Origin of the sequence: Saccharothrix longispora, assembly GCF_030852425.1 — a bacterium.
In the GTDB taxonomy this organism is placed as follows: Bacteria; Actinomycetota; Actinomycetes; order Mycobacteriales; family Pseudonocardiaceae; genus Actinosynnema; species Actinosynnema longispora.
On record NZ_NSDM01000017.1, the window covers coordinates 59,454 to 71,853 of the forward strand.

General features: G+C 74.3%; 13 protein-coding genes. 10 read left to right on the plus strand and 3 right to left on the minus strand.

Translation table 11 applies throughout. The features are described from left to right. Nucleotides 1–54: 54 nt before the first annotated feature. Nucleotides 55–738, plus strand: coding sequence for an alpha/beta fold hydrolase (locus CKY47_RS31265; protein ID WP_306749930.1), 684 nt, complete (start codon nt 55–57; stop codon nt 736–738). 2 nt (nt 739–740) lie between these two features. Here the strand turns inward: CKY47_RS31265 and CKY47_RS31270 are convergent, their stop codons facing one another. Further along, complete coding sequence (locus CKY47_RS31270; RefSeq protein WP_306749931.1) at nt 741–1,706, minus strand: alpha/beta fold hydrolase; 966 nt, start codon at nt 1,704–1,706, stop codon at nt 741–743. 116 nt (nt 1,707–1,822) lie between these two features. Between CKY47_RS31270 and CKY47_RS31275 the strand changes: the two genes are divergently transcribed. From CKY47_RS31275 to CKY47_RS31310, 8 genes are all read left to right on the plus strand, one after another. Then, nucleotides 1,823–3,013 carry a sensor histidine kinase gene (locus tag CKY47_RS31275; RefSeq protein ID WP_306749932.1) on the plus strand — a complete coding sequence of 397 codons (1,191 nt, stop codon included), beginning with the start codon at nt 1,823–1,825 and terminating at the stop codon, nt 3,011–3,013. A gap of 28 nt (nt 3,014–3,041) precedes the next feature. Further along, nucleotides 3,042–3,776 (plus strand): response regulator, encoded by a 735-nt coding sequence (locus CKY47_RS31280; RefSeq protein ID WP_306749933.1) that lies wholly within the window; start codon nt 3,042–3,044, stop codon nt 3,774–3,776. A 75-nt stretch (nt 3,777–3,851) separates the two neighbouring features. Further along, on the plus strand, nt 3,852–6,050 hold the full coding sequence (helR, locus tag CKY47_RS31285; RefSeq protein ID WP_306749934.1) for an RNA polymerase recycling motor ATPase HelR: 2,199 nt from the start codon (nt 3,852–3,854) through the stop codon (nt 6,048–6,050). A 214-nt stretch (nt 6,051–6,264) separates the two neighbouring features. Next, a complete protein-coding gene (locus tag CKY47_RS31290) occupies nt 6,265–6,951 on the plus strand; it encodes a GH12 family glycosyl hydrolase domain-containing protein (RefSeq protein WP_306749935.1) in 687 nt (228 codons plus the stop codon). A gap of 159 nt (nt 6,952–7,110) precedes the next feature. Beyond that, a complete protein-coding gene (locus CKY47_RS31295; protein ID WP_306749936.1) occupies nt 7,111–7,746 on the plus strand; it encodes an adenosylcobinamide amidohydrolase in 636 nt (211 codons plus the stop codon). Between the two features lie 1,114 nt (nt 7,747–8,860). Continuing rightward, on the plus strand, nt 8,861–9,016 hold the full coding sequence (locus tag CKY47_RS31300; RefSeq protein ID WP_306749937.1) for a hypothetical protein: 156 nt from the start codon (nt 8,861–8,863) through the stop codon (nt 9,014–9,016). 192 nt (nt 9,017–9,208) lie between these two features. Then, a complete protein-coding gene (locus CKY47_RS31305) occupies nt 9,209–10,447 on the plus strand; it encodes a cation:proton antiporter (RefSeq protein WP_306749938.1) in 1,239 nt (412 codons plus the stop codon). A 110-nt stretch (nt 10,448–10,557) separates the two neighbouring features. Beyond that, complete coding sequence (locus tag CKY47_RS31310) at nt 10,558–10,683, plus strand: hypothetical protein (protein ID WP_306749939.1); 126 nt, start codon at nt 10,558–10,560, stop codon at nt 10,681–10,683. Nucleotides 10,684–10,956: 273 nt separating this feature from the next. Here the strand turns inward: CKY47_RS31310 and CKY47_RS31315 are convergent, their stop codons facing one another. Both CKY47_RS31315 and CKY47_RS31320 read right to left on the minus strand, forming a co-directional pair. Next, nucleotides 10,957–11,121 carry a hypothetical protein gene (locus CKY47_RS31315; protein WP_306749940.1) on the minus strand — a complete coding sequence of 55 codons (165 nt, stop codon included), beginning with the start codon at nt 11,119–11,121 and terminating at the stop codon, nt 10,957–10,959. 67 nt (nt 11,122–11,188) lie between these two features. Beyond that, nucleotides 11,189–11,584: a hypothetical protein gene (locus CKY47_RS31320; protein WP_306749941.1), complete on the minus strand. Its 396-nt coding sequence runs from the start codon at nt 11,582–11,584 to the stop codon at nt 11,189–11,191. A 426-nt stretch (nt 11,585–12,010) separates the two neighbouring features. On the opposite strand from CKY47_RS31320, the gene CKY47_RS31325 reads away from it, so the two are divergent. After that, nucleotides 12,011–12,400: an alpha/beta hydrolase gene (locus tag CKY47_RS31325; RefSeq protein ID WP_306749942.1), complete on the plus strand. Its 390-nt coding sequence runs from the start codon at nt 12,011–12,013 to the stop codon at nt 12,398–12,400.

Below are 12,400 nucleotides of genomic sequence, written 5' to 3' on the forward strand. Positions count from 1 at the left end.
TCGTAGCGTGACGTCCGGCTCACGAGGACGACACCGGAACGAGGAGAACCGACCGTGGACATCCTGCTCATCGCCGGCCTGTGGCTCGACGCGTCCACCTGGGACGGCGTCGTGCCCGAACTGGCGGCGCTCGGCCACCGCCCCGTGCCGGTCGACCTCCCCGGCCAGGGCGACGGGTCCGGTTCCGCCACGCTCGACGACCAGGTGGCGGCGGTGCTGGCCGCCGTGGACGCGGCGTCGGGGAAGTGCCTCGTGGTGGGCCACTCCGCCGCCTGCTCGCTGGCGTGGCTGGCCGCCGACGCGCGGCCGCGACGGGTGGCCGGGGTCGTGCTCGTCGGCGGTTTCCCCGCCGGCGACGGGCAGCCCTACGCGGACTTCTTCGAGCACCGGGACGGCGTCATGCCGTTCCCCGGGTGGAACCCGTTCGAAGGACCGGACTCCGCCGACCTGGACGAGCGCGCCCGGGAGCGGTTCGCCGCCACCGCGATCCCCGTGCCCGAGGGCGTGAGCAAGGGCGTCGTGCGGTTGACCGACGACCGCCGGTTCGACGTGCCGGTCCTCGTCGTGTGCCCCGAGTTCACCCCCGACCAGGCCCGCGGGTGGATCGCGGCCGGCGACGTGCCCGAACTCGCCCGGGCCCGGCACGTCGGGTTCGCCGACCTCGACTCGGGCCACTGGCCGATGACCACCCGGCCGGTCGAGCTCGCCCGGCTCGTCGCCGGCGCGGCACGGGGCTGAGGTCAGCGCCGGCACTCCGGCAGCGCGTCCAGGATGTCGACGATCCGACCGAACTGCGCGGCGTTGGCGGCGTGCGGCGCGTCCACGGTGTGCACGTCGAACCGGTTGCGCGGGGTGAGCCGGTCCGCCTCGGCGATCATCCGGTCCTGGAGCGCCAGGGGGATCATCCGGTCGGCGGTGTGCCGGATGTAGGTGCGCGGGATGCGCCCCCAGGTGTCCGCCCGGACCCGGGAGTCCTCGCGGCCCACCGTCGGCGACTCGTCGGGCTGGAGGCAGGCGAGCAACCCGTGGAACTCGGCGTCGTCGGCGCCCGCCATCATCACCTCCTTCAGCTTGGCCAGCGCGGCCCGGTCGGCGGTGCGGTAGTTGATCCGCACCGCGCCGATCACCGCCGGGTCCGCGACGATCAGGTCGGCGAGGTCGCCCCCCAGGCTCGTCGACCCCTCGGGGGTGGCCAGGTACTCCTCCGGGCACGAGAGGTCGACGCAGCAGAAGGCCGTGTCGTAGACGATGCGGTCGACCAGGTGCGGCACGGCGTTGCCCACCCGGTTCAGCGTCGCGCCGCCCAGGCTGCCGCCGTAGAGCACCACCGGGCCGAACTCGGCGACGGTGCGCACCACGTCGACCGCCGCGGCGGTGTACGCGTCCAGCCCGACGCCCGCCATCGGCGACGGCCGGGTGGCCAGGGAGGCGGCGTCCTGCGGGCACTGGTAGTCGACGGCGAACTGCGCGTCGGTGGCGCGGTGGCCGGGCAGGGGGACGCCGACGGTGCGGTGCCCGCGCAACGACAGCGCGTCGATGCCGCCGGGGGCGCCGCTCGCGCCGGTGACCACCACGAACGTCGTCGTGCCGCGCCTGCCGCCCGCCTCGGCCGCCGCACCGCCCCCGGCCAGGGTGAGTCCACTTGCCGCGGCGCCCGCGGCGGCGGCGCGCAACGCGGTCCGCCTGGAACAGCTGCTGTTCGTCATGGCACCGAGTGCACCTCGGCCGGCCTCCCCGGCGTCAGCGGCGGAGGTGGACTGCCGAACCCACGAAAGTTGCACTCCGGGTGGGCGGTGCGGCGCGCGCCGTTACCGTGGGCCGGGTGCGCCGAGAACGGGTCCCCGCGCTGTGGCCGACCCGGCGGGACGGGCTCTGGCTGGTCGCCGCCGCAGTCCTCTTCGGTGCCCTGGACCTGCTCGTCCACGGCCCGGGCCCGCACGCCGGGCTGGCGGTGCGGCTGTCGGTGGACGTGTCGCTGCTGTTCCTCGCCCGGTTCCCGGTGCGGGTGGCGTCCTGGGCGCTGGTCGTCGCGGTGCTCCTGCTCCTCTCCGGGCAGTTAGCGCCCGGCCTGCTCGTCCCCGTGCCGCCCGCGACGCACCTGGCGCTGCCGGTGGCCACCCCGGCGATCGTCACGAACCTGGTCCGGCTGGTCGACGGCCGGCGCGCGGCCGTCCTGGTCGGCCTGCTCGCCGCGGTCGGCACCCGGTTCTGGGACCCGGCCTGGGACACCACGCCCCTCGGCCTGGTCAACACCCTGCTGCCCGCGCTGGCCGTGCTGTACCTGCGGGCGCGCGGGCAGCTGGTCGACTCCCTGCGCGAGCGCGCCGAGCGGGCCGAGCGCGAGCAGGTGCTGCTCGCCGAGCGGGCCCGGGCGGCGGAGCGGCGTCGGCTCGCCGAGGAGATGCACGACGTGGTGACCCACCGGCTGAGCCTGGTCGTGCTGCACGCCGGGGCGCTCGGCGTCGGATCGGCCGAGCCCGCCGTGCGCGCCGCCGCCGAGGACATCCGGCAGGCGTGCGCCCTCGCGCTGACCGAGCTGCGCGACCTGGTCGGGGTGCTGCGCACCGGCGGCGAGGTGACGGCCGGAGCCCCGGCGGAACCGACCGCGCCCGACCCCCGGACGCTGGTCGACGAGGCCCGCGCGGTCGGCGAACGCGTGTCGTACTCGGCGGGGGGCGTGCCCGGGCGGGTCTCGCCGACGGTCCGGCGGACGGCGTACCGGGTGGTGCAGGAGTCGCTGACCAACGCGCGCAAGCACGCGCCGGGCGCCGAGGTGGCCGTGGTGGTGGACTACCGGGGCGACGGCGTCACCGTGCGCGTCACGAACGGCCCGGCGCGGTGGGCGGCCGACGACGCGCTGGCGTCGAGCGGTTCCGGCGTCGGGCTGCTCGGGTTGGGGCAGCGGGTGGAGCTGGTCGGTGGGGCGCTGCACGCGGGGCCGACGCCGGACGGCGGTTTCCGGGTCGACGCGGCGCTGCCCGCGTACGTGCCGACGAGGGAGGACGCCGGGTGACCGGGGGCGGGGAAGATCGGGTGGTGGCGTGATCAGGGTGGTCGTGGTCGACGACGAACCGATGGTGTGCGCGCACCTGCGGGTGATCCTCGGCGCCGCCGACGACCTGGAGGTGGTCGGCGAGGCCCAGGACGGCGCGGAGGCCGTGGAGGCGGTCGTCCGGCACCGTCCCGACGTGGTGCTGATGGACCTGCGGATGCCGGGCGTCGACGGTCTGGTGGCGATCGAGCGGATCGGGGCGCTGCCCGCGCCGCCGGCCGTCGTCGCGCTGACCACCTTCGACGCGGACGGCTACGTGCTGCGCGCCCTGCGCGCCGGTGCGGCGGGCTTCCTGCTGAAGTCCACGCCGCCGGAGGACCTGGTGGGGCTGGTGCGCGTCGCCGCGGCCGGGCACACGGTGCTCTCCCCGGCCGCCGCAGCCCGGCTGGTCGCCGCCACCGCGGCGGGGCGCGGGCGCGACGAGGCCAGGGCTCGGCTGCGCGGGCTGTCCGACCGCGACCGGGACGTGCTGGCCTGCCTGGGGCGCGGGCTGTCCAACGCGGGGATCGCCCGCGAGCTGCACCTGTCGGAGGCGACCGTGAAGAGCTACGTCTCGCGGATGCTGGTGAAGATCGACTGCCGCAACCGCACCCAGGCGGGCCTGCTCGCGCACGAGGCCGGCCTCGTCACCGGCTCGTGGTCACCGGGAAGAAGTCGACCACTTCTTCCCACTCCCCTTGGTCGCGCACGTCGCACCGGGGACTTGACAAGGGGCGGAGAATGAAAAATCGGCGTGCTCTCCACCGTGAGATGGAGAATACGCCGAAACTGGTATCAGGTTAGCCGCTGCGAGGGGCATGTGTCAACTCAGGGGTACGACGAAGAATTGCGGTCCGAGCGCGGTTACGTGGCCGGTCTCTACGCGCGGCTCGACGCGGAGCGCGCGCGGGTGAAGGGCGAGTACGACGCGGCGCTGCTGGGCAACGGCGGGACGGCCGTCGAGCGGGACGCCGAGGTGCGGGCCCTGGCCAAGGAGGCGAAGCGGCTGGACGTGGCGGACAACGGGCTGTGCTTCGGCCGACTGGACACCCTTTCCGGCGAACATTCCTACATCGGCCGGATCGGCCTCTTCGACGAGCACGACGAGTACGAACCGGTGCTGCTCGACTGGCGCGCGCCGGCGTCGCGCGCGTTCTACGTCGCCACCGCCGCGAACCCGGAGAACATGCGCCGACGCCGCCAGTTCCACACCCGCGGGCGGCGTGTGCTCGATTTCACCGACGAGGTGCTCGGCCGCCCGGACGGCGAAGCGCGCGGCGACGCCGCCCTGCTCGCGGCGGTCGACGCGCCGCGCGGCGCGGGCATGCGCGACATCGTCGCGACGATCCAGGCCGAGCAGGACGAGATCATCCGGCTCGACCACCCCGGCGTGCTGGTGATCGAGGGCGGTCCGGGCACCGGCAAGACCGTGGTGGCGCTGCACCGCGTCGCGTACCTGCTCTACACCCAGCGGGAGCGGATGGAGCGGCACGGCGTGCTCGTGGTCGGGCCGAACCCGGCGTTCCTGAACCACATCGGCCGCGTCCTGCCGTCGCTGGGCGAGTCCGACGTCGTGTTCACCACCACCGGCGGCCTCGTGCCCGGCCTGCTGGTCACCGCCGAGGACGGTCCGGAGGCCGCGCGGCTCAAGGGCTCGCTCGCGATGCTGGACGTGCTCGCGGCGGCGATCCGGGACCGGCAGCGGCTGCCGGAGGAGCCGCTGACGATCGAACTGGGCGGGGGCACGGCCCGGATCGACGCCCCCACCGCCGAGTGGGCCAGGGAGGAGGCGCGCGCGAGCGGGCTGCCGCACAACGAGGCCCGCGCCGTGTTCACCGAGATCGTCACGTACGTGCTCACCGAACGGGCGATCCCCCGGATCGGCAAGGGCTGGCTGACGCGGGAGGACCGCACGTCGTGGGAGCGCCTGCGGGCCGAGCTGGTCAAGGAGCTGGCGGAGGACGAGGCTTTCACCGCCGTGCTGGACGAGCTGTGGCCCGTCCTGACGCCGGAAGCGCTGCTGGCGCCGCTCTACTCCTCCCCCGAACGGCTGCGGGCGGCGGGCGGTGACCCGGTGCTGCTGCGCGCCGACGGCGAGGCGTGGACGGTGTCGGACGTGCCGCTGCTCGACGAGCTGGTCGACCTGCTCGGCAGCGACGGGTCGGTGGACCGCGCCGCCGAGCGGGCGCGGGCGGCCGAGACCGAGCACGCCGCCGCGGTGCTGGACAGCTTCGTCGGCCGACGGGACATGATGGACGACGAGGACCACCTGTTCGCCACGGACCTGCTCGACGCCGAGGACCTGGCGGACCGCTTCGTCGAGCACGACACCCGGGAACTGGTCGAGCGCGCCGCCGCGGACCGGGACTGGACCTACCGGCACGTCGTGGTCGACGAGGCCCAGGAGCTGTCCGAGATGGACTGGCGGGTGCTGATGCGGCGCTGCCCGGGCCGTTCCTTCACGGTGGTCGGCGACCTCGCCCAGCGCCGGTCGTCGGCCGGCGCGACGTCGTGGGGCGGGATGCTGGACCGGTACGTGCCCGGCCGCTGGGTCTACCGGTCGCTGACGGTGAACTACCGCACCCCGGCGGAGATCATGGACGTCGCCGCCGCGGTGCTGGCCGGGTTTGCGCCGGGGGTCCGCCCGCCGGAGTCGGTCCGCGCGTGCGGCGCCCGGCCGTGGTCCAGGCTGGTCACCGGGGACGAGCTGCCCGCCGCCGTCGAGGAGTTCGTCCGCGACGAGGCGGGCCGCGAGGGCACCAGCGTCGTGATCGGGCCGCCGGACGTGCCGGGCGCGGTGGCGGCGTCGGAGACGAAGGGCCTGGAGTACGACGCCGTGCTGGTCGTGGAACCGGAGCGCATCCTCGCCGACGGCCCGCGCGGCGCGGCCGAGCTGTACGTCGCCCTCACCCGCGCCACCCAGCGCCTGGGCGTCCTGCACCGCGGTCCGCTGCCGCGCGCGCTGGACGGCCTCGTCGGGATCGGGATGCCCGAGCGGGTAGGGGGCCGGCCGGTGTAGCGGCACGGGCCCCCGGGAGGCCGCGCAGCCGGGTGAATTCCTTCGAAGCCGTTCGTCGAAGCCCGTCGAAGGAGGACCGCCCGGTTGACCGGTCCCGGGTGGACTGCGAAAGTCCGATCCGTTCCGCCGCCGGACACCGTTCCCGGCGCGCTCCGCGACGTGGTTCGACGAAGCGCGCCGACGTGGGCGACGACGCCCGGGAGGAGTGCCGACAGTGACGAGAACGCGATGGGCCGCCGCGGCGGTCGTGCTCGCCGGTCTGCTGGTCGGGAGCGCGGTGCCCGCACAGGCCGCGACGTGGTCCTCGACCGACAAGTGGGGCACCTGGTCGAACGGCGGGTACACCGTCCGCAACAACGTCTGGGGAAGCGGGGTCGGGCCGCAGACGATCTGGGCGAACTCGTACTCGAACTGGGGCGTGTGGGCGAACCACCCGAACACCGGCGGCGTGAAGTCGTACCCGCACTCGGCGAGGATGGTCAACCGGAAGTTGAGCGCGCTGAGCAGGTTGAGCAGCTCGTTCGACGTGGCCCGGCCCGGCGGCGGCGCGTACGCGACGGCGTACGACATCTGGGCCGACAACCACGCGTACGAGGTCATGATCTGGGTGAACAAGCAGGGGCCGGTCGGCCCCATAGGGGGGCGGGAGACCACCGTGTCGGTGGGCGGCCACACCTGGGACGTGCACCGCGGGTCCAACGGGTCGAACCAGGTGTTCTCCTTCGTGCGGACGGGCAACACCAACGCCGGCACGGTGGACGTGCTCGCGGTGCTGCGCTGGATCGGCGCGCGCGGCTGGTGGGGCGACGTGACGGTGGGCGACGTGCAGTTCGGCTTCGAGATCACCTCGTCGTCCGGCGGCATGGACTTCCGGTCCAACAGCTTCTCGATCACGACCTGACCGGGCCCGGGTCGGCGGGAACCGGTCCCCGCCGCCCCGGTGCGGTCGGCGCCCGGGCACGGGTCGCCGCCGCGTACAGTGCCGACCCGGCGGTCGCGGCCGGGGCCGCCGGGCCGCTGTCCACGCCCGGCCGGGCACGCCGCCGGCGGGAGGGCACGCGTGGAACCGGAACACCACCGGGTGAACGGTCGGTCCGTGCTGGTGTGGCGCACCGGGCGACCGTGGCTGGCCATCTCCTCCGCGGTGCACGGCGGAGGCATCGGCGAACGCGAGTGGGTGCTCAACGCCACGGTGCCGCACGACTACGACCGCGACGACCCGGCCGCCGACGTGGTCGACCTCGCCGCCGCGTGCGGCCTGGTGGGGACCGGCACCGGCGTGCTGACCGCGGTGGACGTCCGCCAGGAGGTCACCACGACCGACCGGGGCGTGACCGTCACCGCGACGACCGGCATCGGCGCCCACCCGACCTGGGCGGCGGGCGGCGAGGCGCTGGCGTGGCGGCCGGGCACGATCAACGTGGTGGGGTGGTTCCCCGTGCGGTTGACGCCGGCGGCGCTGGTCAACGCCGTGGCCACGGCCGCGGAGGCCAAGGCGCAGGCCCTGGTGGAGGGCGGTGTGCCGGGCACCGGGACACCGACCGACGCCACGGTCCTGCTGTGCCCGGCGACGGGGCCGGCGGCGGAGTACGGCGGTCCGCGTTCGGTGCAGGGCTCGCGGTTGGCGCGCGCCGTGCACGCGGCCGTGCGGGCGGGCCTGCGCACCTCGCCGACGACCTGGTCCGCCCGGACCTGACCCGCGCGCCCCGCTTCACCGGGACACCCCGCACCACGCCGTCCACCCCGACCGCCGGTTCCACCGTGGCGAGCAGTTCTCCCCGTGCGTCGACGCACCGCGGAAGCACTCCCGTGCGCATTTCTCGATCACTTCCCGGCCCCGGCGCGAAAATCCCTGCCCCAGAGCTCCGGCCAGGGCGAGAACACCTCCGCAGCCGCGCTGGATATGGGTTCCGGCAACACAGTGTGTACGGCGTTCGCCCCACCGACAAGGTCCGAGAGGGGGAGTCACCGACAGTGAAATCCCACTTCACGCATGCACCGTCACCACGTCGGTCGAAACCTTGACACGCCGACGGAGCGCCGGTTACGTTCGATGAGAAGTTTCCTGGTACTGGGGTGAGTCCGAGAAATCCTCCCCGCACGGGGCGGTACGACTACTGGGGAGAGTTCATGCGACGCTGCACCACCTGCGAGCCGTCTTCCGGCCGACCGCGCAGGCACCCGCGTTCTTGCGCGTGAGAAGGTCGCACGGCGTCGTCCACAATGCTCAGCTGGGGCTCTGAGCTGCACTGATCCACGCGTGCCGGCATCGCAGACGAGCCGGCCGCATATCCGCGCGTGTCGCGAACACCCGGGAGTCGTTCGCCGGTCGCCCTCGTCGAGCGTTCGAGATCACCCACCGTCGACGGCGGCCGGGCCGATCGCCGCGCGGTCGAGAAGTGCGCCCCGGTCCAGGGTCCGATCACGGCTTCGACCAAGAGGCGCATTCCGGTGCGCACTTCTGGTGGAACGCGCGAACACCACTCCACCGTTCTCTCGCACACGAGCGCCCGATCGGGTGCTCTTTCGACAGCAGAGGTGCGCATGATTTCCGACAACAGGACTCCACACCTGATGGGGGGAGAGTTCGACCAATTCCACCGGGACCGTCACGTCGACCCACTCGATCATTACGAGCCGGCGGAGACGAGTCCGCCGGCTCCAGGTGCTCCGGCTGAAGTCGCCGAACACGGAGAAAGCGGTCCACCGCGACGGCGGAACCGCTGTGCCCGACGGCGACCGGCACCCCGACGAGGACGTCGGCGGAGTTCGGCGGCACGGCCTGCCCGGACCGGTTCGGCACCGTGCCGGTGTCCGGCGACGGTCCCTTCGGGCACGACGGGCTCGTGCGCGGGACGGTGATCGACGCCGACTCCGTCGACGCGGGCGGCACGTGGCCCACCGCGGTCGAGCGGGTGCCGAGCCCCGCAGCACGGCCCGGCGCGGCGGGGACCGCGGCCGGGTGACGTCGTGGGCGTCCGCGTGGCCCGCTCCCCCGAGTCGGGCACCGCCGCGGGCCGGCGCCGATGTCCACACCGGACCAGTCCGTCGTGGACGGCCCGGGCACCGGGCGGGCGAACCGCTGAGGTGACTCGTCTTCGAGTCGAACCGACACGTCGCCGGACCCAGCGGTCCGCGGGACACCGGGAGGACAGCACGTGCAGCACCTCGACGCGGCGGACCTCAACAGCCGCACGTTCCTGGCCCTCGCGGTCATCCTCGTCGCCGTGCGCGCGGTGGGCTGGCTGGTGGGCAAGATCGGTCAGCCCAGGGTGCTGGGCGAGATCGTCGCCGGCATCCTGCTGGGCCCCAGCGCGCTGGGCGTGGTGTTCCCCGGCTCCACCGAGCACCTGTTCCCGCCGCAGGTGGTCCAGTCGTTGAACGTGCTGGCCCAGATCGGCCTGGTGATCTTCATGCTGCTCGTCGGCCTGGAGATCGACCTGCGGGCGCTGCGCGGGCAGGGCCGCAAGGTCACCCTGATCAGCCAGGCGTCGATGCTCGTGCCGATCGCGTTGTCGGTGCCGCTGTCGCTGTGGCTGCACCCCCGGTTCGGGGAGGGCACCGGTCGGCTGGAGTTCAGCCTGTTCATGGCGGCGGCGATGGCCATCACCGCGTTCCCCGTGCTGTCCCGACTCCTCCAGGAGTCCGACCTGCTGCGCACCCGCGTCGGCGTGGTGAGCCTGCTGTGCGCGGCGACCAACGACGTCGTCGCCTGGTTCCTGCTCGCCGTGGTGGTCGCCGTGGTGAACTCGTCCGGACCGCTGGACGTCGTGCTCACCCTCGCGTGGTCGGCGGTCTACGTGGCGCTGATGCTGGTCGTGGTGCGCCCGCTGCTCCGGAGGTGGGGCCGACCGCCGATCTGGGGCGTGCTGGTGATCGCCGTCCTCAGCGCGTGGGTCACCGACCTGATCGGCATCCACGCGATCTTCGGCGCGTTCATGGCGGGCGCGGTCATGCCGCGCGAGCCGACGTGGCTGCGCGCCGTCGAGGGCAAGCTGGGCAGCGTGACGTCGGTGCTGCTGCTGCCGGTGTTCTTCGGCCTGGTCGGCATCTCCACCAGGGTGGACCTGCTCTCCACCCCCGCCCTGTGGCTGACCGTGCTGCTGGTCGTCGCGGTGGCCACCGCGGGCAAGCTCAGCGGGTCGGCGCTCACCGCCCGGCTGACCGGCGAGCCCTGGCCCGAGTCGCTGCTGATCGGCGTCCTGATGAACACCAGGGGGTTGACGGAGGTGGTGATCCTGACCGTCGGCGTGCAGCTCGGCGTCGTGTCGCCGCCCCTGTTCGCGATCATGGTGCTGATGGCGCTGGCCACGACGTTCATGGCGGCCCCGCTGATCGCCGCGCTCAAGCGGCGGACGACGTTCGCGGGCGTCGACGAACCGGCCGGTGCGCGGTGAGCCGGGTCCACCGGGGCGAGTGGGCGCGCTGCTGACCCGGCGCGGCCGTCCGCACGACGCCGGCTGGTCTGCTTCCCGCACGCGGGCGGCTCCGCGAGCTTCCTCCGCCCGTGGTCGACGAGCTGCCCGACGACGTGGAGCTGTGGGCCGTGCAGTACCCGGGCCGCGAGGACCGGTTCGGCGAACCGCACCCGCGGACCTGGGCGAGCCGCTGCCCGTCCCGATCACCGCGCTGACCGGGGACGCCGACCCGCGGGTGACCGGGGCGCAGGCGGCCGGCCGGGCGGAGGCGACCCGCGCCGGGTTCCGGCTCGTCGCGTTCCCCGGTGACCACTTCCACCTCGTGCCGCACCGGGAGGAGTCGTCCGGCGGTCGGCCGCTGCCCCGGCTGACGCCTGGCCGGCACCCGGTGTTCCGGGCGGGCCGACCACGCGAGCCTGCCGGTGACGTGGTCCCGGTCGGTCACCACCCCCCCCCCGCGGAGGGGTGACCGACCGGGACCCGCCGGGCTACGCCACGGGCAGGTACGCGAGCGCGAGCAGGGCGCCGGGACCGGCCAGCAGGCCGAGCCCCATCGCCCCGTAGAGCGGCTTGTCCTTCAGGAACATCGTCACCAGCAGACCCACCGCGGTGACGAGGGCGGCGATCAGCAGCACGAGCACGACGACGGACATGGGTGAACCCTTCGGGGTGGACGAACGGCGCGCGCCACCGGCGCGCCCCCCGAGGTGGGTGGGTGCGTCAGGCGCGTCGCGAAAGGGACGGGTGCGGGACAGCCGGTCCCCCCGGAGGGGGCGTCCTCGTCGACGGCGGCGTCGACACGGCGACCGGCGGCCGGGCGGAACCGGCCACGTCGGCGGGCGACCGACCCCGCGGCGCGCAGCGGGCGGTCGCGCGCCGGCACAGCACCCACCAGGTGTCCGGGTGCGCCGTGGCCGGCGCATGCCGGGCCGCCGCCAACCTGAGCCAGTCGTGGCGGTCGTCGTGCATCGACGGCTCGTCGGAGACCGACCAGCCGTTGAACAGGACCGGGTGCGTCGCGCCGGCGGCGCCCTGCGCCACGCCGGCGGTGGCCCCGAGGAGGACCAGCAGCGACACGAGGAGCCCGAACCGGCCCGTCCTCGCCGCTGCCCGCACCCGTCCGCCCCTCGCCGATGGGCACCCGGAGGTGACCCGCCCTTGGAGACAGCCAGCTTACGGGGCCGCCCCGCCCGGACCGGCCGGTGAGGCGCTCGATGGTGCTGGACGGCGTGATCGACCACAGCTCCGACCAGCGGCGCCTGCTGGTGGACCGGGCACGGGCCCTGGAGGAGGCGTTCGACGCGTTCGTCGCGTGGTGCGCCGCGAACACCGCGTGCGCCCTGCACGGGCGGTGTTCGCGCGGCGTGGGAGGAGGCCCTGGTCGCGGCGGACGAGATCGGGCTGGGGCAGGGCGAGCTGATCGAGTGGGCGTTCTTCGAGATCCGCGGTGGGGCGTGGGAGAACCTGGCGTCGCTCATCGCGGACGTCGGCGGTGCGCGGGCGTCGTTCGAGCCGCACTACGACTCGCTGCGCTACGCCGTGGTGTGCCAGGACTTCGTGCTGCGGTACCGGGACTTCCACCCGTACCGCTCGCTGCGCGAGGCCGAGCTGCGGGCGTCGCCCACGCTGCGCGGCACGCCCATCGGCCACCACGAGGCGGCCTCGTGCATCGGGTTCACCGACCGCCCCCGCAACCCGCAGCACCGGCTCGACGCCGACCAGGCTCCCCCGCTGCTGCTGTTGACCAGCCGGTACGACGTGGCCACGCCGTACCGGTGGGCGGTGAACGCGCACCGGCAGGCCACGGGCTCGCGCCTGGTCACCTTCGACGGCCCCGGCCACGGCGTCTACCACGCCAACGAGTGCACGCGGACCGCGGCGGACGCCCACCTGCTCGGCACGGCGCCCGCTCGTCAGCCGAACACGACCTGA